23 protein-coding genes and 2 tRNA genes are annotated in these 26552 nt (G+C 34.6%); 20 read left to right on the forward strand and 5 right to left on the reverse strand.

The window, feature by feature from the left end:
• Positions 1 to 8 precede the first annotated feature (8 nt).
• The gene (purN, locus tag ACQH2Q_RS04345; protein WP_010082490.1) at positions 9 to 569 is read right to left on the reverse strand and encodes a phosphoribosylglycinamide formyltransferase; all 561 of its coding nucleotides are present in this window, start codon (positions 567 to 569) and stop codon (positions 9 to 11) included.
• A 304-nt stretch (positions 570 to 873) separates the two neighbouring features.
• Between purN and ACQH2Q_RS04350 the strand changes: the two genes are divergently transcribed.
• Positions 874 to 1290, forward strand: coding sequence for a hypothetical protein (locus ACQH2Q_RS04350; RefSeq protein WP_010082489.1), 417 nt, complete (start codon positions 874 to 876; stop codon positions 1288 to 1290).
• Here the strand turns inward: ACQH2Q_RS04350 and ACQH2Q_RS04355 are convergent.
• Complete coding sequence (locus ACQH2Q_RS04355) at positions 1283 to 1813, reverse strand: Na+/H+ antiporter subunit E (protein WP_006280659.1); 531 nt, start codon at positions 1811 to 1813, stop codon at positions 1283 to 1285. The two genes, ACQH2Q_RS04350 and ACQH2Q_RS04355, sit on opposite strands and share 8 nt — an antisense overlap.
• A 68-nt stretch (positions 1814 to 1881) precedes the next feature.
• Here ACQH2Q_RS04355 and ACQH2Q_RS04360 point away from each other — a divergent pair, with 68 nt between their 5' ends.
• From ACQH2Q_RS04360 to dapA, 10 genes are all read left to right on the forward strand, one after another.
• Positions 1882 to 3729, forward strand: a complete 1848-nt coding sequence (locus tag ACQH2Q_RS04360; RefSeq protein WP_425383395.1) for an ankyrin repeat domain-containing protein — start codon at positions 1882 to 1884, stop codon at positions 3727 to 3729.
• 120 nt (positions 3730 to 3849) lie between these two features.
• A complete protein-coding gene (gene smpB / locus ACQH2Q_RS04365; protein WP_425383396.1) occupies positions 3850 to 4299 on the forward strand; it encodes an SsrA-binding protein SmpB in 450 nt (149 codons plus the stop codon).
• Between the two features lie 6 nt (positions 4300 to 4305).
• Positions 4306 to 5097 (forward strand): prolipoprotein diacylglyceryl transferase, encoded by a 792-nt coding sequence (lgt, locus tag ACQH2Q_RS04370; protein WP_006280508.1) that lies wholly within the window; start codon positions 4306 to 4308, stop codon positions 5095 to 5097.
• Between the two features lie 690 nt (positions 5098 to 5787).
• Entirely contained in the window at positions 5788 to 7533 is a 1746-nt protein-coding gene (locus ACQH2Q_RS04375; RefSeq protein ID WP_065094799.1) for a type I secretion system permease/ATPase, read from the forward strand.
• Between the two features lie 361 nt (positions 7534 to 7894).
• The gene (locus ACQH2Q_RS04380; RefSeq protein WP_425383397.1) at positions 7895 to 9334 is read left to right on the forward strand and encodes a hypothetical protein; all 1440 of its coding nucleotides are present in this window, start codon (positions 7895 to 7897) and stop codon (positions 9332 to 9334) included.
• Positions 9335 to 9338: 4 nt separating this feature from the next.
• On the forward strand, positions 9339 to 9947 hold the full coding sequence (locus ACQH2Q_RS04385; protein ID WP_015589194.1) for a hypothetical protein: 609 nt from the start codon (positions 9339 to 9341) through the stop codon (positions 9945 to 9947).
• 4 nt (positions 9948 to 9951) lie between these two features.
• Entirely contained in the window at positions 9952 to 10767 is an 816-nt protein-coding gene (locus ACQH2Q_RS04390; RefSeq protein ID WP_264339599.1) for a hypothetical protein, read from the forward strand.
• A gap of 13 nt (positions 10768 to 10780) precedes the next feature.
• Positions 10781 to 10854 (forward strand) — tRNA-Arg (locus ACQH2Q_RS04395).
• A 67-nt stretch (positions 10855 to 10921) separates the two neighbouring features.
• Positions 10922 to 11404: a single-stranded DNA-binding protein gene (ssb, locus tag ACQH2Q_RS04400; RefSeq protein ID WP_155969077.1), complete on the forward strand. Its 483-nt coding sequence runs from the start codon at positions 10922 to 10924 to the stop codon at positions 11402 to 11404.
• Between the two features lie 9 nt (positions 11405 to 11413).
• Positions 11414 to 12295: a 4-hydroxy-tetrahydrodipicolinate synthase gene (gene dapA / locus ACQH2Q_RS04405; RefSeq protein WP_264339492.1), complete on the forward strand. Its 882-nt coding sequence runs from the start codon at positions 11414 to 11416 to the stop codon at positions 12293 to 12295.
• Between the two features lie 38 nt (positions 12296 to 12333).
• On the opposite strand, the gene ligA is transcribed toward dapA, so the two are convergent.
• Positions 12334 to 14322, reverse strand: a complete 1989-nt coding sequence (gene ligA, locus ACQH2Q_RS04410; protein ID WP_264339493.1) for an NAD-dependent DNA ligase LigA — start codon at positions 14320 to 14322, stop codon at positions 12334 to 12336.
• 214 nt (positions 14323 to 14536) lie between these two features.
• Between ligA and gltX the strand changes: the two genes are divergently transcribed.
• From gltX to ACQH2Q_RS04450, 8 genes are all read left to right on the forward strand, one after another.
• Positions 14537 to 15859 carry a glutamate--tRNA ligase gene (gene gltX, locus ACQH2Q_RS04415; RefSeq protein ID WP_425383398.1) on the forward strand — a complete coding sequence of 441 codons (1323 nt, stop codon included), beginning with the start codon at positions 14537 to 14539 and terminating at the stop codon, positions 15857 to 15859.
• Positions 15860 to 15986: 127 nt separating this feature from the next.
• Positions 15987 to 16163, forward strand: a complete 177-nt coding sequence (locus tag ACQH2Q_RS04420; RefSeq protein ID WP_155968519.1) for a hypothetical protein — start codon at positions 15987 to 15989, stop codon at positions 16161 to 16163.
• Positions 16164 to 16527: 364 nt separating this feature from the next.
• A complete protein-coding gene (dnaE, locus tag ACQH2Q_RS04425) occupies positions 16528 to 19857 on the forward strand; it encodes a DNA polymerase III subunit alpha (RefSeq protein WP_265024322.1) in 3330 nt (1109 codons plus the stop codon).
• 48 nt (positions 19858 to 19905) lie between these two features.
• Positions 19906 to 20679, forward strand: coding sequence for a 30S ribosomal protein S6 (locus ACQH2Q_RS04430; RefSeq protein ID WP_010082465.1), 774 nt, complete (start codon positions 19906 to 19908; stop codon positions 20677 to 20679).
• Positions 20679 to 20954 (forward strand): 30S ribosomal protein S18, encoded by a 276-nt coding sequence (gene rpsR / locus ACQH2Q_RS04435; RefSeq protein WP_007548890.1) that lies wholly within the window; start codon positions 20679 to 20681, stop codon positions 20952 to 20954. Before ACQH2Q_RS04430 ends, rpsR begins: the two co-directional genes overlap by 1 nt.
• 7 nt (positions 20955 to 20961) lie before the next feature.
• Positions 20962 to 21516 carry a 50S ribosomal protein L9 gene (gene rplI, locus ACQH2Q_RS04440; RefSeq protein WP_006279792.1) on the forward strand — a complete coding sequence of 185 codons (555 nt, stop codon included), beginning with the start codon at positions 20962 to 20964 and terminating at the stop codon, positions 21514 to 21516.
• A 236-nt stretch (positions 21517 to 21752) separates the two neighbouring features.
• Positions 21753 to 23045: an adenylosuccinate lyase gene (gene purB / locus ACQH2Q_RS04445; protein WP_264339496.1), complete on the forward strand. Its 1293-nt coding sequence runs from the start codon at positions 21753 to 21755 to the stop codon at positions 23043 to 23045.
• Positions 23045 to 23117 (forward strand) — tRNA-Met (locus tag ACQH2Q_RS04450). The genes purB and ACQH2Q_RS04450 overlap by 1 nt, the downstream gene beginning before the upstream one ends.
• A gap of 170 nt (positions 23118 to 23287) precedes the next feature.
• Here ACQH2Q_RS04450 and ACQH2Q_RS04455 read toward each other — a convergent pair.
• Complete coding sequence (locus ACQH2Q_RS04455; RefSeq protein WP_264339497.1) at positions 23288 to 24544, reverse strand: iron-containing alcohol dehydrogenase; 1257 nt, start codon at positions 24542 to 24544, stop codon at positions 23288 to 23290.
• Positions 24545 to 24586: 42 nt separating this feature from the next.
• Between ACQH2Q_RS04455 and dapE the strand changes: the two genes are divergently transcribed.
• Positions 24587 to 25792, forward strand: a complete 1206-nt coding sequence (gene dapE / locus ACQH2Q_RS04460) for a succinyl-diaminopimelate desuccinylase (RefSeq protein ID WP_425383399.1) — start codon at positions 24587 to 24589, stop codon at positions 25790 to 25792.
• 117 nt (positions 25793 to 25909) lie between these two features.
• On the opposite strand, the gene nth is transcribed toward dapE, so the two are convergent.
• Positions 25910 to 26548: an endonuclease III gene (gene nth / locus ACQH2Q_RS04465; protein ID WP_006279797.1), complete on the reverse strand. Its 639-nt coding sequence runs from the start codon at positions 26546 to 26548 to the stop codon at positions 25910 to 25912.
• Positions 26549 to 26552: the final 4 nt, after the last annotated feature.

Below are 26552 nucleotides of genomic sequence, written 5' to 3' on the forward strand. Positions count from 1 at the left end.
TATTACAGTCATATATCTTCTGCTATTGACCTTACTGCTTCTACATAACACTTATGCTCCTCAGCTAGAATGCGTTCTGAGAGGCTTTGAATATCATCAGCTGGTAACACTGGTACAACAACTTGAGCAATTATGGCTCCAGCATCAACTTCAGGAGTGACATAATGTACAGTACAACCTGTAATTTTTACACCTGCTTTTAGAGCTTGCTCTTGAGCGTTTAGGCCTTTAAAAGACGGAAGTAAAGAGGGATGAATATTTATCACCTTGTTATGCCATTTACTCAGAAAATCAGCTTTGAGAATTCTCATAAACCCTGCAAGGCAAATTAAATCAACCTTATGTTGAACAAGTATTTCGTGAATTTTACCAGCATCAAGCGGTTTATCTTTAACAATAAACGCTGAGATTCCTGCTTGCTCTGCTATTTTCAGACCAGCAGCTTCGCTATTATTTGTGATAACACATGCAACTTCTGCGGAAAAATTCTGATCTTGACATGCTTCTATTAAGGCCTGCATATTCGACCCCCTACCTGAAATTAGTATTCCGAGTTTTATCTTTTTCATTATAGCACAGTTAGTTTAGAATTTAGTTAATACTAACAAAACAGCTCAAAAGGAAAACTTATTTTATAGCAAAGAAGGCAGACTAAACTCTTTATATAAGTGGACCTCTAATTTTGGACCTCACTGGACAACACAAAATAACGAATAGCCCCATGTACCCAGCTAAAACTAGCTTTAATGCTTAGATATTGTGCTATTTTTGTATAATATACTACTATAAGTATATATTTTTGTAATCGCGTTATTATTTATTTAACAAAGTATTAGTATAATTTATTACACTGGATTAAATGGAGAAAGTTCAATGAGTAAATTACCGAACAATGCAAAAATAGGTAAATCTCAGGTTACTCAGTGGGAGGTAATAAAAAATTGTGAATATGCTGATAATTGCTTGTCAAAAATAGTAACTTTGTACGTTATTAGAATAACTCAGCTATCAGATTTTTATACGAGTGACGAACCTGAAATTAACACTGTTTTAGCAAGAATAAGCGTGACAAGTGAAAATGTATTTTTAAACAAGGCTACTACTATTGAAGTTATGGAAGGTATTTTTCCGTATAAATTCAACAGCAAGAAGAGAAATAACGTATTAAGGTTAGAAGATTTGTATAATTATTTATGTTCTATTGTTAACAATAGCCTTCCAAAAGAAATGCTTGAAAGTCTTGTAAGGGAATATAAGGATGCTGTTAACTTATTTAAAGCAATTACTTAACTGAACGTAGTATTTTTAAGATTTTATTTTCTATTTCAGAAATGCCGCTTTCAAGATCTTTATCTATCAAATACATGGTAGAGAAATATGTTTTCTGCTTACTTTCAACATTGATAGTTAAAGTTCCGGGAGTGATTGTGACTGAATTGGCAAATAACGCAATGCTTTCATCATTATGCCCTTTGCATTTTCTTAGGATAATGATTGGCTCAAGCTTAGATTTGAGTTGTAGCACCTTTTTTGTTACATAAACACTTGATAAAATGATTTGGTACATTAACCATGGTATATAACTTACTAACTTATAAAACGACAGTCTACTCGTACTATTTAAAATCTGGCTAAGAGCTCTTTCAGCGTTTATCAACCTTCTAAAGATAAACGATGTGAATATACAGGAAAACACTCCACAAAAAATAAAAAACGGCTCAAAATAACCAGACAATACAGTCCATAGAACAAATAAAATTATAAATGACAGAGAAAAAAACTTGATTTCCTTCCTAAAGTTGAGGTTTTTCATAGTCTGTAATATAACTAAAATGACTCTTTAAGGAAAGATAATAACGAATATTTAGGTTCTTGACTTCTATGTTAAAAGATATAACAACTAAGTTATGTATTTTAAGTGAGGAAGTTATGGAATATGATAAATTTATGGAAATATTAAAAAAAATAAATGACCTTTCAGATTTGAGCAAGGACAATATAGTTGAAAAAATAAAAGCTAAGTTACAAGAAGAAGATCCAGATTTATGTCAAGAGTGGGAAAAGAGTAAACCTGACAATGATAATGGATCTGGCATAAATTACATATTTACTATATCTCGTGGTCAAAATTCTAAGGAAGTCAAATTGTTACATCTTGCTTCTTATTGGAACTGTGCAAATGTAGCAAAAGCTCTGATTGAAAACGGAGCAGATATTAATGCAGAACATGATAATAAAATTACTCCTTTACATATTGCTGCTCACTATGGCCACGAAGATGTAGTAACCATTCTAACTGGAAAAGGAGCAATTGTTGATGCAAAAAATGGTAATGGATGGACTTCTTTACATTTTGCTGTTGAAAAGAACCACAAAAATGTAGTAAACACTCTAATTGGAAAAGGAGCAAATGTTAATGCAGAAAATGATAAAGGATGGGCTCCTTTACATCTTGCTATTACAAATGGCCACAAAGAGATAGTACAAGTTCTATCAAAAGCAGAAGGAATCAACGTTGATGCAAAAAATAGTGATGGGTGGACTTCTTTACATCTTGCTGCTGCAAATGGCCGCAAAGATATAGTAGAAACTCTAATTGAAAAAGGAGCAGATGTTAATGCGAAAGACCATTATAAATGGACTCCTTTAACATTTGCTTCTCAAAAAGGCCATAAAGCGGTAAAAGAAGCTCTATTAAAGGCACAAGAGAACATCAAAGCTTTGCATTCAGCTGTTAAACATAATAATGAGGAGGAGGTGAAAAACCTATTAAATAAAGGAGTAAACGTTAATGCAAAAGATGATGATGGATGTACTCCTTTACATCTTGCAGCCAGAGAGGGCCATAAAGATGTAGTAGACATTCTAATCAAAAAAGGAGCAAAGGTTAATGCAGAAAATGATAATAGATGTACTGCTTTACATCTTGCTGCTGAAAATAACCACATAGAGGTAGTAAAAATTCTAGTTGAGAAAGCAGATGTTAACATAAAGGATGCTGATAGATGGACTCCTTTGCATGTTGCTGGTGAAAATGGCCACGAAGATATAGTAAAAACTCTAATCGCAAAAGGAGCAAAGGTTAATGCAAACAATGGTGATAGACGTACTCCTTTACATCTTGCTGCTAAAAATGGCCACGAAGATGTAGTAAAAACTCTAATCGCAAAAGGAGCAGAGGTTAATGCAAACAATGGTGATAGACGTACTCCTTTACATCTTGCTGCTGAAAATGGCAAAATAAAAGTGGTGGAAGTTCTGCGACACACTGAAGCAGACCCTTCATTAAAAGATGTTGATGGAAAAACGCCAAGAGACCTTACTAAATATCAAGGTATAATTCAGCTTTTAGAGGAAGCGGAAAAAAAGCAAACGTTAAAAAATGAGAATAAAAAAACGCCAAAGGATCTTACTGAAAATAAAGATGTAATGCAGCTTCCAGAGAAAAAGGAAGAAAAACAAATTGGAAAAAATGCAATTGTGAAAGAAAAAGAACAATCTGCAAAAAATGCAATTGTAAAAGGTGTTATTGTGTGTTTTGTAACTGCAGTGATAGTTGGTGTTGCACTTGCATTTGCTACTGCCCTATCTGTACCAGCAATAATTGGACTAGCTGCAGGATCTGCGCTCATAGTTGGTGCTGGTCAATATATAATGTCAAAGCCTAAAACTGAAATGAAAGAAGTAAAGGAACTTGTGCCTAGAGAGACAGAAAAAGCACTTACTTGATTTTTGTTATCCTGTTGCTATCAGACTAGCCTGGCACCTTATATTTATTGGGATAACTGTTTTATTATGAATTAAGTCAAAAACTCTGTAATATATTGAAGCTTAAAGATATCTTTAGATATGGAAGTTATTGCAGAAAATAGGAAAGCAAGGTTTGAATATTTCATCTTAGAAGAATTTGAAGCGGGTGTGGTCTTATTAAGCAGTGAAGTTAAATCGCTAAGAGAAAGAAAAGTAAATATTTCCGACGCCTACGTTGTTGAAAAGAATAGCGAAGTATGGCTGCACAATATGCATATTGCAGAATATAAAGCTGCGAACCGAAAAAATCATAAACCAAAAAGGGAACGTAAATTACTCTTGCATAAAAAGGAGATAAATAAACTAATTGGTCAAATCAAGACTGCTGGGATAACTGTTGTGCCGCTTTCGGTCTATTTTAACGATAAAGGATTTGCAAAAACTAAAATTGCCATTGTAAAAGGAAAAAAACTCTACGATAAGAGAGCAACCATAAAACAGAGAGAGTGGGATCGTGAAAAAAGTAGATTGTCTAAAAATAATTTATAGCAAAATATGTCTTTAAATCCAGTAATTTTCAGCATCGGTCCTGTTTCTATATATTGGTATTCCTTAGCCTACGTTTTGGGTATAGTGTTTGCATATTGGTATTTACATAGGCTAGATGACCAAAAAATATTTACTAAGAATTTTTACGATTCGTTATTAACAGCCACTATTGTAGGTATTATCCTTGGAGGTAGACTTGGCTACGTATTGATATATGATCCAGTTCTTTATATAAGCAACCCTATCGAGATATTGAAGACCTGGGAAGGAGGGATGTCATTTCATGGCGGTGCTATAGGAGTTTTGCTTGCAGTAATAATCTCCTGCAGAAGACATAACATTCCTATATTTTATGCACTGGACCTAGTTTCTTGCGGAGTTCCCATAGGTTTATTTTTAGGTCGCATAGGCAATTTTATAAACGGAGAGTTATTTGGCAGAGTTACAACTATGCCATGGGGTATGGTATTTCCAGAGAGTGGTGATAATTTGCTGCATCATCCAAGCCAGCTTTATGAGGCACTTTTTGAAGGACTGCTACTTTTTGCAGTTGCAAATTCACTGTTTTTCTTAACTAGAATAAGACTGTATCACGGTGCGTTAACTGGTATTGCAGTTATGTGGTATGGAATAGCACGTTTTTTCGTTGAGTTTTTTCGCGAACCAGACTATCAAATTGGCTATTTGTGGCTTGATTTAACTATGGGGCAGTTGCTTTCTATACCTATGGTTTTGCTAGGAATGCTTGTATATCTAGGCGCATTAAATTTAAAATTTAATACGAAATCTGTCACATAGAGAAAAGGTGAGTTCAATAGAAAAATGTAGCCAGAAGCCCCACATTATGCACAATTGTACGAATTTTCTGCGTTGCAGTAGAATGAATCGGTGGGCTTTGTTGCATCGCTAGCTATGATGGATTAAAGATAAAAAAGGTGGAGAATATCAGTAGCTTATTATTCTGGTATTTATAACAAGAACGGTCAGTGAATACCTAAATTTGAGTAAAAGAAATTTCACTACCACTCACTAATCTGGCTAAAATTCAAGAATTTCAATGCTTTAGCTATTTTCAATAGAATTAAATTTATTAATATAAATAACAAATTACTATTCTTAAATTTGATCAGATTGATTGCAAAAAAACAAGATTTTCAATAAGTTGCTTATAATCCTAATTATAGTTAGCCTTTCATAAGTAGCGATGCAACAAAGCCATCCCAGTGTCAGCTACTTTCATGACACCATTTGCTGTGCAGTTTACCTTCAAAAATGAATGTTCGTACAGCTATGGAATGAATCGCGGTATGACGTAGCTTCGCTATAGGCAATGAAGGAAATATTAACTATACTTCTTTTTACCATTGTTTATATTTCCTATTCACATATATTAATATTTTACTCACTTAAAGTAAGCTAACTACCGTTATTAATATTTTTGTAATAAAAATTGTATATGGTGCATGTAATCAAATTAAGAGGAAGATTGTGGAAATTACGCCATCAATAAAAAAAGAATTGAAGCAAAGTACTCTATATATTTGCCTAGAAAAATGCAAAAGTGCATTTTGGTTTATCTTTTGGTTTAGTGCGGGAATCAATTTATTAATGTTATTCCTACCACTTTATACCTCTCAAGTGCTTGATCGGGTGATATCGAGCGAAAGTGTATCAACACTAACTATGCTGACAATTATCACTTTATCTGCATTTGCATGTTCTGCAATGCTTGAAACTTGTCGATATTTAGCCATGGCAAAAATAGGTGATTGGATCGATAAAACTGCAACACCAGATCTGATAGTAAGGTCAATCAGGCTAACGTCAGTGCAGAGCTCAACTTCAAGTGGTGAAGCAATACGAGATCTCGGAGTGATAAAAAATTTCATTACAGGAAATGGTATATTCTCACTGTTTGATACTCCATGGTCGTTAATTTACCTTGTTGTGATTTTCATGATACATACCTCCACGGGGTTTATAGCTATTACTGGAATTATTATATTAGTCTCTATGGCAATATGGAATGAACTTGCCACTAAACGAATATTACAAGAAACCAACGAAGAAACTATACGGAATATCAATGCTATAGATGTTGCAACAAGAAATGCAGAAGTGGTTGAAGCTATGGGCATGTCAGAATTCATAGTCTCTGATTGGTGTAAACGAAATGATCAGAACCGAGCAATGCAAATTAAAGCACAAAATCGCTCTAATGTAATTACTGGAATCACTAAATTTTTGCGCTCAACTCTGCAAATATCAGTGATTGGAACAGGTGCATTACTTGCAATCACAGCTCATAAGACTGCCGGTAGCATCATCGCTGCTTCAATTTTAATGGGTAGAGTATTAGCACCATTTGATGCTGCGGTTCATACTTGGAAGTTTTTAAATCAGGCTAGAATGTCATATGGAAGGCTACAAAGACTTATATTAACATCGCCAAAAAGAGAGCAAACGATGGCTCTACCAGAACCTGAAGGAAAATTGGAATTTGATAGAGTATTTTTTACTCCTTATGGAAGCAATAAGCCGACAGTAAAAGGAATATCATTCATTATAGATCCTGGAGATGTAGTTGGTGTTATTGGTGCAAGTGCTTCTGGTAAATCCACTATCGCAAAATTAACTGTTGGTGTATGGAAGCCAATATCTGGTGTAGTCAGACTAGATGGCGCTGATGTATATACTTGGAATCGAGAAAATTTTGGTAATTATGTTGGCTACTTACCTCAGGATATTGAGTTATTTAACACTAGTGTCAAAGCTAATATTGCTCGCATGAGGCCAGATCCAAATCCTGAAGAAATAATCAAAGCAGCAAAAATTGCAGGAATACATGAACTAATACTAAGCTTACCAAATGGATATGATACAACAATAGGAGGTCCTGGAGGAGTAACGCTCTCTGGCGGCCAAAAACAGCTTCTTGGACTTGCCAGAGCTTTTTATGGTCACACAAAACTTTTAGTACTTGATGAACCAAACGCTAACTTAGATAGCAATGGAGAGGCATGCTTAATTAATGCAATTGGCATTGCAAGAAAACAAAATACTACTACTGTTATCATCACTCACAAGCTACCGTTATTGTCCGTAGTTGATAAGGTGATCCTCATGTCAGATGGTGTCATTTACGCTATGGGACCAAAAGATGAGATTTTGAGCAAATTAGTTGCTCCATCATCAAGTACCACAGAAGATGAGCGCTCTTCAGCAAATGGTTAGTTTACTTACAATAAATTCTGTATCTGAAATAACAACTGTTCCAGAAAAATATATATTTCTTTACCATTAGAAATAATATTACAAGAATAGTAAATAGATTAATAACTCTTATTAATTAAAGTCAATCGGCAGATATAGCTAAAGTGGCTTAGGTTTACCTACAATTTGAAAAACAACAAATTCGTCTTAATGAATTTTCTTAATTTGTTATCTAAATAACTTAATATTAGTGGTAATTTTATAAAAAAATTATAATATAAATAATGTTGCTGCGAAAATTTATAACAATATTTCCCTCTAACGTTTAATGAATTTCAATAAATTGCCTTTTTAATTCTAGATAAGTATATGCTTTGTTAATATGTTTAGTTCAAAATCCAAAAGTAAGTTTATGCTTTCTATTGGAGAAGAAGGCATAATGTTACTATATTTTAAAAATAATACTTTAAATAAAAGGTATTTTGTTAAGGGCAAAAACGATAAAGCAGTTTCCGATTTAATTTCATGTCTTTCGTCAGATAAAAAAGCACCTTTATACCTGGTGCTTAATCATGCAGATCAAAATTACTCGCTACAGTTTATTACAAGGGCAAACAAGATTAGTGCCTATCTATCAGCAAAAACAAAGATGGAGCATTTTTCTCGTAATAATGACATAAGTTCAGTTTTTTTGGTTGAGAAGCCAAACAAATTCAATCAAAACTGGTGCTATCTTCTTGTTTCATCAAAAGCAAAGCATTTAGTAGAATATTGGTTGAATGTGTTTATTGAGATAGGCTCCAACTTTAAGGGAATATTAATGTTTCCTATAGAAATAAGTAATATAACAAAAAAGATTCTACATAAAGATCCTAATAATTGGAAAATTATAGTTGCTGCAACTAAAACGGGAGGCTATAGACAAGTGGTTCTTAAAGAGAATAAAATGGTATTTACGCGCTTAACATCATTTACTAATGATAATTTACCAGGAATTATCGCTGGTGGAATATATCAGGAAGTGCAAGATACTATTCGATCCTTAACTAAGTTTGGGTTTGAAAAAAATAACCCTATCGACCTTTGTATCATAGTGTCAGAAGATATCAAAGCTAGTTTATCAGTCATAAATTTTTCAGAGAACAGTGTGAACATATTAACTCCATATGAGTTAGGCAAACTATTAGGAGCAGAACTAGCTACAAGTGAAAAAGATAACTTTTGCGATACCATAATTTTGTTTCATAGCTTTAAGAATAAATTAGCAGCTATTTTTAATACAAAGGAAACTAAAGAATTTTATCTATTCAATTACCTTTATTTAAACTCTCCTCGAATTTTTCTATACTTCGCCCTGGTTTTAGTTATAACAAACACCCTTTGTTTGCTAAATTTGTATTCAAATTTCAATGTCGCTGATAATTTATCAGCAAAGCAGAACACCTTAAATAACCAATTAACAAAACTTAGCCAAAGCTATAATGTAAAAAAAATAGATGAAATTTATGATTTTATTAATATCAATAATATTTTATCAAAAATAGAATACTCTCCTCTTACACAAGTTAAGTATGTAGAAAAGTTAAAAATACCAGGTATAGAGCTTCGATCATTTGAATGGAATTATAATGAGGCAAAAAGTTATATTACCACAACTTTAAAGTTTAATTTTCAATCCGGTAAAAATATTTCTCATCAATACGAGAAACTACGAAAAAATTTAAACGATAATTTTCGTACCTATGACATTAATATTTCTAGCTTACCTGCTGCTAAAGAGCAAAATCTATCTATTGATGTTGAAATAGGAGAGGCAATGTAGATTAATGACTATCTCTCAATTAAAAAGAAAAGCTACAATTCAGTTTATATCGTATTTGTTATTATCTGTTGGATTAATAGGGTTATTAACATATGTTGTTATCTATAACGAAAAGATTTATAATAAAAACCAAATTGCGATTGATAAAATACGTTCTATTAATTTACAGATTACTGGAATTCAAAAAAAGGAAGTTGTTCTAAATAAAAACCTAGATTTATGGAAAAAAATTTCTTCTTCAAATTTACATAGTAGCAGATACATTGCAAATTTAAATTTCGAGCTTAGCAAGTTATATAAAAAGCACTATATATTAGAACCTGAAATATCAATTTCTATACCCGAAGAAGTTGAGCTCCACAACAAAAGTGAACGCACAAAAGTAATAAAAAGTGAAGTGGTCCTAAATTTAAGCTCAATCAGCGATAAGCATATTTTTTTATTTCTACAGTCTATTCCAAATCTGCCCGGTTATGTTATGATCAAATCTCTTATTTTAAATAAGCAGAGAAATATTGATGCTGCAACTATGAATCAGATTTTGAATGGTAATATGATAGAGATAGTGAGAGCTAATATAGTCTTTGATTGGTATACTATATTAAGTAGATAAGGTGATGAACATAAAGCTGTTTTTTATTTTTACGCTACTCATTTCCAATGTTAATGCATATTGCAGTTGTGAAGATATCATAGAAAGCATAGAAATTTGTAAGGAGTATTCTTGCCGACAATATATTGGCAATGAAGATTTTATTGAGCATAAAATATTAGGATTAAATAGTGGAAATTTATGCGTATATATAGAAAAACAAGGTAATGATGAAATGGTTTGTCATCATTCTCAGTATGGAATGATGATAGAAAAAAGATATTTTGAAAGTATTCTTAAAGTTGGCAATCAAGAAATCGACGATTTTATTGATATAGCAAATTTGCGTGCAAAAGAGTGTTTCTTTATCAACAATCAAAAACTAAGCTATACAGATCGGGACGATATAATAAGAGAAGCAGTGGAAAGTGACTTTGACGTTTTGTCACAATATAGTAACGTAAAAAGCATTTTTTTTGATGAAGAGCCAGTTAATAGAATGGTCAATGAAATGGAAAAGTTCAATTTACGATCTTCAAGAGCTGCAAAAGAGGAGGTATCAGATAATTTCAACTGTAAGGTAGTGAGTTTAGACTCAATTTTATATCTTTCTCCCGATACATGGAAAATATGGGTAAATGGAAAACTGTTTATAAATACCAAGGATTTAAAAGTGCACTCAGTCACTGAAAATTATGTAACTTTTGTATGGACCGTAGATCAAAAAGCAATAAAAAAGCATGCGAATGATTCTCAAAATGTATATTTTGGATATGGGAGTATTATGTTTACGCTTTATCCAAAACAAAAATTTGACTTGGATGGCTTATCTATTAAATAACTTAAATATATATGCGCTTGTAGCTCAGTTGGATAGAGCGTTGCCCTCCGGAGGCAAAGGCCGTGGGTTCGAATCCCTCCAAGCGCACTTTTAATTAAATTTGACAATAGTATTTTCACATAAGATAATAAAAGGATTTATTTAGAGCATAATTATGTCTGGTGGTACCATAAACAAAGTCATACTAGTTGGTAATTTAGGAAAAGATCCTGAAATTAGGACTACACAAAATGGAAAAGAAATGGCAAGTTTTTCAATAGCCACGTCTGAAAGTTGGACTGACAAACTTTCCGGTATGCGCTCTGAAAAGACAGAGTGGCATAATATCGTAATTTTTAGTGAAGGATTAGTAAAAATCGTCAAAGATTTTGCACGCAAAGGCAGTAAAGTTTATGTTGAAGGTTCTTTGAGAACTAGAAAATGGACTGACCAAAACGGTGGTGAAAGATACACAACAGAGGTGGTTCTATATAATTTTAATAGCGCTCTTACTCTCTTGGATTCACGAAATAGTGCGCCAAATCCTGATTACAAGCCAAGTGAATACAAACAAGGTGAAACAGGACAAAAAGATAAACACGAAAGTTTTGACAACGATATAAAAGATGAACTACTCGATGATGAAATACCATTTTAACAATTTAAATTGAAATCTACATTTTTATGGACTGCTTGTATTACTCCTTTTAATTGCAATGGAGATAGCATAGATTATAGCAGTTTGCAGCGTTTACTGACAATGCAAGTTAAAGCTGAAAATGGTGTAGTGTTGCTGGGTAGCACCGGTGAAAGCCTATCGCTTACTGATTCTGAAAAACGCGAGTTAGTTGAATTTGTATGTGAGCTAAAATTAAATACAAAAATTATAATTGGCGTACCAGGAGTGAATCTATATCAGACTCTTGAATGGCTTGATTTTTGCAAGGGTATGCCTATTCATGGCTATCTAATGACAACTCCCATTTATGCAAAGCCCGGAATTATGGGGCAGACTTTATGGTTTGAAAAGCTGCTTGAGAAAGCACATATGCCGGCTATGTTTTACAATATTCCATCGAGAGCAGGAGTGAGTCTTCACGCTGAAACTGTACGCAACTTATCTAGTCACGAAAAATTTTGGGCTATCAAAGATTCAAGTGGCACTGTTGATACTTTAACTCAGTATAAGAAAGTTGCACCAAATATTGAGGTCTTTTGCGGAGATGATAATATGATATCTGATATGGCCGCTTATGGTGCGGCTGGCCTGGTTTCCGTTGCTGCCAATGTTTGGCCACGCATAGCGCATGAATACGTTAAGAAGTGCCTCAATGGCAGGAACCCTCAGGCAGATATCTGGCAACAGGCTTGCGAAGCGTTATTTATTGCCAGCAACCCAATACCCACTAAAGCACTTTTGCATGATATTGGGCTCATAGAACATCAAACTGTCCGCCTACCACTCAGCACAGAAGACTTGCCTTCTGTTGAAAAATTGAGGCAAGTCAATAAAATGATTCTTGGATGGAAAGAATTGGCTACTCTCTAAATAGTCTTGCAACTTTGATTTAATATACAATCCAAGTTTCATTTGAACACTCCCAAACTTATCACTTTATGCCACTGGTCTTCATCTAAAATTTCTACACCTAATTCCACTGCCTTTTTATATTTGGATCCTGGTTTTTCTCCTGCAATTAGGTAGTCAGTTTTAGCAGAAAGATGTGAGCTGACCTTTGCTCCTAGAGTTTTGGCTCTTACTTTTGCCTCTCCTCTACTCATAGCAAGTAGCTTACCAGTAAACACTATAATTTTATTATTTAAAACAGAGTCACTAGAGTTGGAGCTCACAGAAAGAATTTGAAGACAAGCAGTAAGATCATTTAACATTTTGATGTTATGTTCCTTAGAAAAAAATGATTCCAAAGATTCAGCTACTTTTTTTCCTATGCCGTCTATACCTACTAGCTCAGTATTATCTGATGACAGTTCAATCATCGAATTATACCAATTATCATAAGAAACATAATAATCTGCAAGCAATTCTGCTGCAACTTGGCCAATAAATCTAATACCTAAAGAAAATATAAACCTATCTAGAGTTATTACCCTTCTGCTTTGTATAGCATTTAATAAATGAGCTATTGATTTCTTGCCCCAACCAGACTGTTCTTCCAGATTAAATTCATCCAATCTTTCTTCTAAAGTAAAAATATCGGGAATTTGTTTTATCAGACCAAGGTCGTAAAAAAACTCTATCTGCTTATCACCAAGGCCAACAATGTCAAATGCATCTTTCGATACAAAATGCTTTAGTTTTTCTATTATTTGAGCTTTACAGGCAAATTCCTCAGGACATCTTACTGCAGCCTCTCCCTCAACCTGACGTACTTTACTACCACATTCAGGGCATACTTCAGGAAACACAAATTCAGGTGTATTTGGAAGACGAGAATCTCTGCTTACTTCAACGATCTGGGGAATTACATCCCCTGCCCTTTTGATTGTTACAATATCTCCCTCTCTTATGTCTTTACGTTTTATCTCATCTTGGTTATGCAGACTTGCTCTACTAACTAGCACCCCACCAACATTGACTGGCACTAAATCTGCAACTGGAGTTAAAACCCCTGTTCTGCCCACCTGTATAAATATTTTATTTAACTTTGTTTTTGCATAAACCGCAGAAAACTTGTATGCAAGTGCTGAGCGCGGTGCTTTGTGAGTATTCCCTAGACGATTTTGTAGTACCAAATCATTTACTTTATAGACTATTCCATCAATATCATAATCCAAGTTATAGCGACAGTTATAGACCTCGTTATAGAACTTCAGCATTCCATCTAAACTACTCGTTAAGGACTGATGCTCATTTACGCAAAAACCAAGTGCCTCAAGCTTATTTAGTACCTCACTTTGACTTTTCTCTGCTCCACCAATCAAAGAATAAGCAAAATATCTAAGAGGTCTGCTTGCTGTAATGTTTGCATCCAATTGCTTTAGAGAACCAGCGGCTGCATTTCGAGGATTGGCAAATTCATCGTTTTCATTTAACTTTAAAAAGTCGCTGTTACCGATGTATATTTCACCTCTTACTTCTAGTCTTCCTTGCACACCTTGCAAAAACTTAGGAAAGCCTTTTATTGTTGCAACATTGTGAGTGACATCTTCCCCTACAAAACCGTCACCTCGAGTTGCAGCTTTAATAAATCTTCCATCCTCATAAATTGCAGAAAACGACAACCCATCAATTTTTGGTTCACATAATATCTCTATTTTGTCCTCAATTAAAAACCTCTTTATTTTAGACAAAAATTTCTCTACACCTTGTTCATCATAAGCATTCTCAAGGGAAAGCATAGGTTCTTGATGTTCCACCTTAGAAAACCTCTCATCAGGTGGAGCACCAACACTATCTTGTGTTGCATAAATTTCTGGCTCTATTTCAGCTAACTTTTTCTTCAGTTCATCATATTCAGCATCACTTATTTCTGGCTTATTTTTTTGGTGATACAAAACATTATGATAATTTATTTGATCTTGCAGTTTTTCTCTCATCTTTTCTAAGTTAGTCATGATACCAATATAATGCTACATTAGCCTTTGTCGTCAAGCTGTGAATTTTCTTGAATTTATCATATGGTCTTAATCCATCAAATATCAAAGGTGCCACAATGCTATAGCCATACTTATTCTTCTCTTGCTCAATTGTATTAGCAGATCTCGCTTGCTCTAGCCATATATTTATATAAAATTAAAATAAATTAGAGTAAACAATATTGCTATTTAAATGCTAACAAGATTCGCTCCAAGCCCAACTGGCTACCTCCACGTAGGAAACGTACGAACTGCCTTGGTTTGTTGGATGTACACACGCAATCAAAATGGAAAATTTTTACTCCGTTTTGATGATACTGACCTTCAGCGTTCAGATGTCAAATATATAAATGATATCATACAAGATTTGAAATGGATTGGTATCAATTGGGATGCAAATTTCAAGCAATCAGAGCGCTTTGAGCGTTACAATGAGGTGTTTTTGCAGTTAATAAAAGAAGGGCATATTTATGCATGCTATGAAACAAGAGAAGAGTTAGACATTAAACGAAAATTGCAGTTAAAACAAGGACTTCCCCCTGTATATGACAGAAGCGCGTTACTTCTAACTGAGCAAGAGAAAATTAGTTATGAGCAAGAAGGAAGAAGACCACATTTTAGATTTAAGTTGGATAGAAATGAAGTTGTTAAATGGAATGATGAAGTTAAAGGTGAAATAAATATTGCAACCAGTAGCATAAGTGACCCTGTGGTAAAAAGAGAAGATGGAATTTACACATACATGTTACCTTCTGTTATTGATGATGTTGACTTTAATGTAACCCATGTTGTACGCGGGGAAGATCATGTAACTAATACCGCAGTTCAGCTCCAAATGATTAAAGCATTAAAAGCGAAAATCCCTACATTTGCTCACCTTTCTCTGCTACATTTTGATGATAGCAAGATATCCAAGCGAACCGGCGTGCTAGATATCAAATCTATAAAAGAAGATGAAATTGAACCGATGGCGCTAGTTAGTTATTTAGTAAAGCTCGGAACATCCAATCCAATTGAAGCTTGCGCCTGTATGCAATCTTTGATTGACTCATTTGATATTAAAAAATTTAGCTCAGCATCTGTACAATTCAGCTTGAGTGAAGTATACAAGCTAAATAGCAAAGTGCTGCAACAAATGCCATTTGAAATTATACAAGAACGTTTAAATCAAATTGGAGTGGACTCCTCAGAGTTTTGGTATTTTATAAAGAACAATATAGAAAGGTTTTCTGAGGTGGCCAAGTGGTGGAAAATATGCAAATCCGATATAGAGCCTGTGATTCTTGATAAGGAGCTTATAAAAATTGCGTTCAATGCATTGCCCCAAGGTGATTGTAATGAAAACACGTTGTCAGAATGGGTCAAAACTATTCGACAAACAGTGGATATAAAGGCAAAAAACCTATTTACGCAGTTGCGTTCAGCTTTAACAGGAACAGAAACAGGACCAGAGCTCGCTAAACTATTAATTTTTATCGGCAAAGAAAATATCATTGCAAGGTTAAAAGAAAAGTGAAAACTAAAGAATTATAGCTAATGCAATCCCTACGTCATACCGCGATTCATTCGCGGTATCCCTTAGCCGCTAACAAGCAGCGGGATGACGGTTGTCGTTTAGCCATAAACATTAAGAAATTTACCAAATGAAAAAAAAGGCAAAAGAAGCCCCGTGGTTATTATCCGCTTTAAAATATTGGCGTTTTTTATGTTTTAAACGCTTGACAAGCGAGATTCAGCCGCTTTTAATTGCAACTAACTTACGCTGCAAATGTTTAAGAAATTTACTAAGCAGAAAAAAAGACAAAGAATCCCCAAGTTAGCTAGTCTTTTACTATCTCTGTCGAGTATTGGCATTTTTTGATGTCTTGTAACGCTTTATAAGCGCGTTCAGCTTATTTAGATAAAAATCTAGATGTAGATGAAGTTTTGTAAAGACATACAGTATCTATATACTGCAAAAAATTGAACATAAGACGCCGATACATTAAGTAATCCTTACCTTTTAATCTGCAGATTGGCGAAAGCAAATACAATAGCTTCAGTATCATGATAAGGGAGCTGGCGGAGTTTGTCAAGTAAGTTTTTGTATTTTAATTTTAGAATTTTATAGGCTTTTGTTCTCATGAAAATTATGTTCTCATGAGTAAATTAATGTTATCCTTTTTTGTTGATCTAAAGTTTCTTATGTTCATACACTTACGTGTTCATAGTGTTTATTCGCTGCTTGAAAGCTCGGTTAAAATTGAGGAGCTGATCGGCCTTTGTTTGCGAAATAAAATGCCAGCGGTTGCAATTACTGATTCAGGTAATTTATTTGGTTCACTTGAGTTTGCAGAATATGCGGCAAGTAGGGGAATACAGCTAATAATAGGATGCAATATTATAGTTAAACATTCAGAACAAAATTTACCTATATTATTGCTTGCAAAAAATGAGCAAGGGTACACTAATTTAGTCACTTTGGTGAGTGAGTCTTTTAGAAAGCGCAAGAATAACAGCGATATTCCTTACGTTGATTTTGATGAGCTATTGAATTTAAGTACGGGTCTGATCGCTTTAACCGGTGGATGTTTGGCTCAACTATTGTTGGGGCAAGATAAAGAAACGGTTGAAAAACTGCTTTCAGCATTCAATGGTCATTTATATGTTGAATTGCAGCGTCATGGGCTGAGCAAGGAGCTAGAGCTTGAAGAAACTTTAATAGATTTTGCTTATCAGCGCAATATACCACTGGTTGCAACAAATGATGTATTCTTTACAAATAGATCTGACTATGAAGCTTATGATATATTAACGTGTATATCAGAGGGTAGTTATGCTCTCGAAAATAACAGGAAAAAGCTAACCACTGAGCATTATTTCAAATCTGTGGCAGAAATGGAGGAGCTGTTCAGCGACATTCCCGAAGCAATTCATAACACTTTAGTGATAGCTAAGCGGTGCTCTTACATGCCAAGAAGCAGGCAGCCTATTTTGCCTAAATTTCCTTGTCGAGAAAATAAAACTGAGAATGAAGAACTGAGGGAGCAGGCAGTTGCAGGATTAGAATTCCGTATTGCGAATGAGACAGACATAGACCTTAAACAATACTACGATCGGCTGAATTACGAACTGAGTGTGATAACTTCGATGAACTACGCTGGCTACTTTTTGATAGTTTCTGATTTCATTCGTTGGAGCAAAGCAAATGGCATTCCAGTTGGTCCAGGAAGAGGCTCTGGTGCAGGCTCAATTGTTGCTTGGGGCTTACAGATTACAGACCTTGATCCAATAAAGTTTGGCCTAATATTTGAAAGATTTTTGAATCCTGATCGTATATCGATGCCTGACTTTGATATCGATTTCTGCCAAGAGAAAAGGGACCTGGTTATTGATTATGTTCAGAAAAAGTACGGTTATGTTGCTCAAATAATCACTTTTGGAAAATTGCAGGCAAGGGCAGTATTGCGTGATGTTGGGAGGGTATTACAAATGCCTTACTCTCAAGTGGATAAAATATCTAAAATGGTTCCATTTAATCCAGTAAATCCTGTAACTTTATCGCAAGCGATAGAGTTTGATCAAAATCTGCAGAAAGAACGGGATAGTGATGAGGTAATTGCAAAGCTTCTTGATATATCTCTTAAGCTTGAAGGAATATATCGTCACGTTTCAACCCATGCTGCTGGAATTGTAATATGTGATCAAAAGTTGGAAAATTTTGTTCCTGTGTATTATGATCCAAATTCAGCTTTGCCAATCACTCAATACAGCATGAAATATGTGGAGAAAGCTGGGCTAATAAAATTTGATTTTCTTGGACTTGGTACGCTAACGCTAATAGATCATGTGTGTCGTTTAATTAATCGTGATAGACAAAAGATCGATATTTCTTCAGTTCCTTTAGATGACCAAAAAACCTATGAGATGCTCTCAAGCGGTGATTCAATTGGAGTGTTCCAGCTTGAAAGTTCGGGAATGAGAGAAGCTTTAATTAAACTAAAACCGGACTGCATTGAGGACATCATCGCTTTAATCTCCCTTTATCGTCCAGGACCTATGGATAACATTCCAACTTATGTTGCAAGAAAGCATGGACTTGAGAAGCCAGATTATATTCATCCATTACTTGAGGGAATATTAAAAGAAACGTTTGGGGTAATAATCTACCAAGAACAGGTGATGGAAATAGCGCGTATTCTCTCTGGATATAGTCTCGCAGAAGCAGATTTGCTAAGACGTGCCATGGGTAAGAAAATCAAGGAAGAGATGGATAAACAACGTACACTTTTCGTCCAAGGGGCAACGAAGAATGGCGTTGATTATGACAGGGCAAGTTATATCTTTGACCTTGTTGCAAAATTTGCTGGTTATGGGTTCAATAAATCTCATGCTGCAGCATATGCGGTTATATCTTATCAAACGGCTTACCTTAAAGCTAATTATCCATTAGAATTTTTTACAGCACTAATGAATCTGAATATTGATGATAGAGATAAACTGAATTTATTTTATCATGCAGCAAAGTTTAGTGGCGTTACCGTTCTTTCACCTGATATAAACAAGTCTCAAGCTGAATTCTCAATAGAGGATGAACGCATACGTTATGGTATTGCTGCCTTGAGGAATGTTGGTTTTTCTATAGCGGAAGGAATAGTGAACGTACGTTCAAGCGCTTGTAAGGACATATGGGAATTCATTCAAAATTCAGGTCATATAATAAATAAGAGAGCGCTAGAAAGCCTGATTAAATCCGGAGCATTCGATAGCGTGCATAAGAACAGAAAGCAGCTATATGAGTCAATGGACATGCTGATTTACTTTGCAAATAAAAACAAACAGGATAGAGAATCAAGTCAAGCTGCTTTGTTTGGTAGTCTTGATGTCCTCAAACCGAAACTTGAGAATGTGGAAGATTTTGATGAAGAGAAAAAATTAGAGCATGAGTTATTTTCACTAGGATTTTATTTAACTAATCATCCACTTGAAAAATTTAGAATTCTTCTGGAAAAGTTAAATATTGGGTTTATCGGAGAAAATAGAACAGCAAAAACTGCTGGGGTAATATTAAATGCACGTATGAGAACCTCAGAGCGTGGAAGGTTTGTTATACTCACACTTTCTGATCCCCATAACGTTTCTGAAATAGCATTCTATAATAATGAAATAATAGAAGAAAAAAGAGATTTATTTTCACCAGGAACGTTTGTGATAATTGATCTTGAAGCTTCGGAAAATACAACAAGATTGGCAGGCAAAGATATATCTGAGTTTACAAAAAGAGTCACTTCTACAATAAAAGAATTAGTTCTCACCACTGAGTGCACGGATTCGCAAAAAGCCGCTATGGAATTAAACGCAATATTGAAAGATGAAGGCAGAACCAAAATAATGCTAAAACTTCTTCTCGAAAAACACAAAGTGAGCATCTTATTACCAGGTGCATACTCAATTGCTCCTCAAGTTATTTATGAAATATCTAACTTAAGCTGGATTAAAGGCGTAGAAATTAATACAAATAACTTGCTTATATAAAAAAGCTTTATATAATGAAATATTTAATCGGTATTAAAGGAAGATATAGTGAATCTTTATGAATTTACTTTTATAGCACAACAAGGATTGTTACAGCAAGAAGTAGAGGAGATGGTCCAAGAGCTAGCTGTTTCATTGAAAAATATTAAAGCAGATATTATGTTCCAGCAAATCAGGGATATTCTGAAAAAAGGAAATGACAAGCTTACAAAACAAGAGTTAGAAGTGCGTGCTGAGGACATTAAAGAAAGTCTAGTTGCTTACTCTGATTTCTTGGAAGATCTTACAAAAATTTTATGGGTTGAATTAGAAGAAGATCTTTCAAATTTGAAAGAAGTGAAGTCAAAAATCGATAAAGAGTTGAAAGATGACCTAAAAGATTTAGGAATAACGCAAGATTTTACAAAATTTCTAGGAGGCAGTACTAAAAGTGCGTTTATCCATAACGCAGTAAATGCTTTGAAGAGAAATATTTCAGAACATCTAATAAAGATTTTTCAAGATATTTTGAAAGATTTTAGAATAAACGGTCCAACTCAATCGAGCAAAGCGTTGGAAATGCTTTTGAAAAACATTGAAGCATCAGGATTAATCAAGTATGAACATTGGGGTCTTTTGGATTTTGCATATCACAAAAATAAAATGAAGAGCGGTCATTATTGTATAATGTGCATAAGTTCTACTGCAAGCATTCTGGATGAATTTATGCGTAGAATGAAACTTAATGAGAACGTTATTCGCCACTTTCCTGTGCAGGTTGATAAAATTTTTGAAGGTAAATCTCATATGATGAATAAACAAATTGAGGAGCAAAGCGCATAATGATGAAAAGACGAAATAGTTTTAATAATTCTTACGTATCTGTAAATAATAGGACTGGCTTTAGGCGTTCTAAAGTTTGCCCTCTTGCTGCGTCTAAAGATGAAGACATAGATTATAAGAATATAGATTTATTATCCAAGTTTACCTCTGACTATGGTAGGATATTACCTAGAAGATTAACAGGCGTATGTGCAAAAAAACAAAGGAAGTTACGCTTAGCGATCATAAGGGCACGTTTTTTAGCTCTTATTCCTTACTGTACTAAAAAAGTTTAGGTAATTTATGTTGATAATTTTAAAGGAAAATATAAGGACTTTAGGTAAGCTTGGTGAAGTTGTCAAAGTTAAACCAGGTTATGCACGTAATTTTCTTTTTCCACAAAGAAAAGCGGTGAAAGCTACCAAGGAAAATTTAACAAAGCTAGAGGAGCAACGTTTATTACTGGAAGAAGAGAATATAAAAAGATTAAATGTAGCAAAAGAGCTTGCATTGTCACTACATGATAAGTTTGTGGTATTGATAAAGCAAGCTTCAGAGGATGGTAAAATTTTTGGTTCTGTAACAACACGTGAAATTGCGAAAATTTTACTACAAGAAGGACATGTGATAGATCACCGTAGTTTATCTTTTGGTGGAGTAAGCATCAAAAACTTGGGTGAATACCAAGTAAACGTAGAATTACATAGTGAAGTAGTAGTACCAATTACTATATACGTCGTGAAATCCGAAACAGATGCAAATGAGCTAAGGCAAGTAAAATTGCAAAATCAGAAGTCTGAGCAACAAGAAGCAGAGCAAGATGCGAATAAAGAAGCTACTGATGGTGATGATAGCTGATCAAAGATGATCCCTTGTTATAGTCGTAAAGAAATGTCTGCCATGGCTAAGCTGGTGTCATCCCAGTGCTTCCCTCATGTCATCCCAGTGCGTGACACTGGGATCCAGTTTATTTCATCATGGACATTATTTTATGCTTCTAGAATCCGTTGTCCATTGAATAATTTGCAAATACTTTTATACCTGGATTCCAGTGTCACGCACTGGAATGACACCATTATTGGAATAAATCAAAAATGATTCCCCGCTATAGCAGAAAAGAAATGTCTTCCATTTGGGAGGAAAATAATAAATTTAATATATGGCTTAAAATAGAAAAATTAGCGTGTGAAGCTCAAGCAAAGTTAGGAGTGATTCCGAATAATATTGCTGAGAACCTCTCTGGTGCTATTGAATTTGATGTTGAATGTATCAACGAAATTGAATCCATTGTAAAACATGATGTTATAGCTTTTCTGACATATATTGCTAAAAAAGCGGGAGTTGATGTTCGTTATCTTCATTATGGAATGACAAGTTCTGATGTTTTGGATACATGCCTTGCGGTGCAACTGAAAGAGTCCTGTGATATTTTGCTCGAGAATCTAAAAAATTTACTTGCAGCATTGAAAAAAAAAGCTGAGGACTATAAAGATATTGTTTGTGTTGGACGCAGTCACGGAATGCATGCAGAACCAACAACTCTTGGAATAAAATTTGCCAGATTTTATGCTGAATTTAAACGCAATTATCAGAGATTAATTAGCGCGCAAAAAGAGATCTCAATTTGTAAAATATCAGGTGCAGTAGGCAATTTTGCAAATGTTGATCCGTTTGTTGAAGAATATGTAGCGAAAGAAATAGGACTCATACCTGAAATCATATCGTCTCAAGTCATTCCTCGTGATAGACATGCTATGTTCTTTTCAGTTTTGGGAGTGATTGCAAGCTCAATAGAAAATGTTGCTGTTGAAATTCGTCATTTGCAAAGAACTGAAATCGGCGAAATTTCTGAGCATTTTTCCACTGGGCAGAAGGGAAGCTCTGCTATGCCACACAAATGTAATCCTATTTTAAGTGAAAATCTGACTGGACTCTCACGTTTAATACGCAGTTATGTTTTTCCTGCGTTAGAAAATGTTGCATTGTGGCACGAACGTGATATATCACACTCATCTGTGGAAAGATGCATTGCTCCTGATGCTTGTATAACAATGGATTTTGCTTTAGTGCGATTAACAGATTTGATAGATAAATTGGTGATCAATAAGGAAAACATTGAAAAGAACTTAAATTCTTCAAAAGGTTTAGTTTTCTCACAGCGTGTATTGCTTGAGTTAGTAAATAGTGGTTTGGCGAGGGAAGAGGCGTATAAAATTGTTCAGAGCAATGCAATGAAAGTGAAACAAAACAACAGTGATTTTCTGGCCGAATTGAAACAAGATAAACTCTTACTTAAGGTTATTAACTCGGAAAAACTTGAATCTTTGTTTGATTTGAAATATTATACAAAACATGTAGGTCACATGTATAGCAAGGTTTTCAATTAGGCTGAGTAGCTCAGTTGGTAGAGCAGGAGGATCATAATCTCTTGGTCGGGGGTTCAAGTCCCTCCTCAGCCACTCGAACTAAACTATGTTTAGCAAAGCAGTGCTATTGGTGAAACCCAGTGTCAGTTACTTGGAATGAGTTGTATATCCACTCAGGTGAGGAGACAATGGATAAGAGATTGTGAAAAGGGTTTAGCTTTTGGCCTATGATCTCTTTAAATGACAGAATTTCACTACAAAACTTAACTTTCTTCTATGCAGTTAGCTAAGTCAAGAAAGGTGAATCTATCTCTTGTTGCAAACGCAAGATCGACCACTTTACAATATTGTTCTTTATTCCAATTGAGGTGCTCTGGTAAGTGTGGAATTGACAGATCTTCAAATATTTTTTGCAGGTGTTTTGCAGGTAGTAAATTTTGCTTAATTAAACTGGAAATATTATGCCATTCTTTGCGAATAATCTCTTGGATTTTTTGCTGCAGAATTTGCTTCTGTTCAAAAGTTCTTACAAATTCAATATTATCAAAGCACTGAGTTATATGTTTTACATCTAAAGTGGTCGGTTTAATTATTGGGTTTTGTATTGATAATATCTTTTCCTGTAAATTAGCCATAGTAATCGTTGTGACAGCAATTTTTTCACCATGTAGTGAGGAATAATCTTTTGTTACCATTTCCATTGCGTGAGCTATCATATGCTCTCCTTGGCTTGCAGAATAGCTGCCTTTTGACATCACCATTCCAAGTCCTGAAATTAGTAGAACTTCCATAAGTAATAGGACCTCTTTTCTACTTCTTTTAGTAAGCGCCATATATTCTCTTAGCAAAATTTGCTCCAAATCGTGAACAAGTGTAAAAGGTAATTCATTGTATTCTGTGCTAAGCAACAAATGAGATAGTAGCCAGTCAGCCTGAACTGTTGAACGACAAATGAAATCTGCAAATCCGCTTAATATGAGGCGCAGTGGTGCATTGGCAAGTATGTCTATATCTATATATATTGCTCTTGGAAGATGTGCTTTGAACGATTTTTTATATCCATTTACTAATATTGAAGCATTTGCGGATGTATATCCATTCATAGAAGCGGCTGTTGGAAAGGATATATAATCTTTTTTCTCGAGGTAGCTTACATATTTGCAGATATCGTTAACGGTGCCGCTACCAAATGCAACTATTAAGTCACTGTCTTTTACTTTGTTTCTCACTAGATTTACGGTTTCAAGAGAGGCAGCTCTGCTTGGTGTCATTTCTCTACCTGATGTCATCCCAGCGCGTGACACTGGAATGGCAGGTGGGGTTGGAATAATTAAATGAGAAATTTTATTAAATACGTTTTTGTTTAAAAGTTTTGCTGTATTTTCATCTGCAACTAGAAAGATGTCATTTCCGTGTCGTGTGCATATTTCATAGATATCATCAGCAAGGTGGTAATCTGTTATTACTTCCCTTAGAAAAGTTTGTTCGGCTTGATGTAATATTTGTTTTAAATAGTGCATAGAGTGTTTACAATATAGCAATATAAGTATTTTAAGATTGACATGAAAATTGACCCTGTAGAGCTAACTAAGAAATTGATCTCTTTTGAGAGTATAACACCAAGGGACGGCGGGGCAATAGAGTATATAGCAACAATCTTCAAGAAGAGTGGCTTTGACTGTGAGATTTTAGAATTTGGTGATAATGGAACTAAAGTTAAAAACCTCTATGCGAAATATATAAATGGAGTACCAAATTTGTGCTTTGCTGGGCATGTTGATGTTGTACCACCGGGTCAGTTAAAAGATTGGGCATTTGGTCCATTTAATCCAGAAGTGAGGGATGGCATATTATATGGAAGAGGGGCGGCTGATATGAAAAGCGGAGTAGCTGCGTTTATTGCTGCTATGGTAAATTTGATTGCAGAGAAGTTTCAATTTAATGGTTCGATAAGTGCATTGATTACCAGTGCTGAAGAAAGCACGGAAGAATATGGAACAAAGGCAGTTTTGGAATGGATGAAAAGTAAGCAGAAAAAGGTGGATTTCTGTGTGGTTGCTGAACCAACCAGTAGTGAGAAATTAGGTGATACCATAAAAATAGGCAGAAGAGGTTCTGTAACATTTGAATTAATTTGCCATGGAAAACAAGGGCACGTTGCCTATCCAGACCTAGCAGATAATCCAATATATAAGGTAATATCGATATTGAGTAAGGTAAAAAATACTACTTTTGATCATGGTAATAAATATTTTCAGCCTTCACATTGCGAAGTTACTACTATCGATGTTGGAAATAATACTAGCAATCTAATACCTGGTTCAGCAACTACATGTTTTAACATTCGATATAACAATGAACAAACACCGGGTGGCCTATATAAGCTGATTGATGAAATATGCTCTAGTGTAACTAACGATTATAAGCTTTCTATGCATAGCAGCAGGGACGTTTTACTCTCTACTCCCGATAGGAATACTGATATTATGCTTGATGCAATAAGTAAGGTTACCAACATTGATGCTATACTTAGCACAAGTGGTGGCACATCTGACGCTGCGTTTATCAAAGATGTTTGTCCAGTGATTGAATTTGGTATAATCAACAAAACTGCACATCAGATAAACGAATGCGTATCAGTAAACGATATACACAAGTTAACAGCTATATATAAGGAATTTATAGAAAATTATTTCAATCCCACTAATAAAATATTGAATCAGGTCAACGTGGTTAGTAATATATCTAGTGGTCCATTGTTAGCTTAGATGTAATCAGATCTCTTGCATAACTGTTGTTTGAATAATAACTTGTATCATTCCAGCAAAATGTGTCAAGTAAGTTTTTTCGTTTCTATAGCTACTTGGATGACAAAAGAAGAAATACTAGACTTTATACCTTTTGCACTCAAATTCACATAAATCATGAATTATGCACGTTTCACACGAAGGTTTCTGTGCTTTGCAAACATATCTACCATGCAAAACTAGCCAATGATGAGCATAAAGCAGGTATTTTTTGGGAACCACATTTAAAAGAGATTGCTCTGTTTTAAACACATCTTTTTCTTTCACAAGCCCAATTCTATTGCTCACTCTAAAAACGTGAGTATCAACTGCCAATGTTGGAATGCCAAGCCCTGAATTTAAGAACACATTAGCGCTCTTTCTCCCCACTCCAGGCAAAGACACCAAATCATCAAAATTAGTAGGTACTTTGCTGTTGTATCGTTCTACCAATATTTTACTAAGCCCGATTATATTTTTTGCTTTGGAATTATATAAACCAATACTGCTTATGCATTTTTTCAGCTCACTCTGCCCAAAGCTCAGCATTTTTTCTGGCGTATCAGCGATATTAAATAGTTCTCTTGTAATTTTATTAACGCTTACATCAGTTGTCCGCGCTGATAAAACTATCGCAACCAGTAACGTAAAATGATTGGTATAATTTAGCTCTATTTTTGGCGCAGGATTTGATTGTTGAAACTTTTCAAATATTAGTTCTACTTTTTTTGAGTCCATGCAT

The sequence above is a fragment of the Wolbachia endosymbiont (group A) of Melieria omissa genome (genome assembly GCF_964031125.1).
Classification (GTDB): domain Bacteria; phylum Pseudomonadota; class Alphaproteobacteria; order Rickettsiales; family Anaplasmataceae; genus Wolbachia; species Wolbachia pipientis.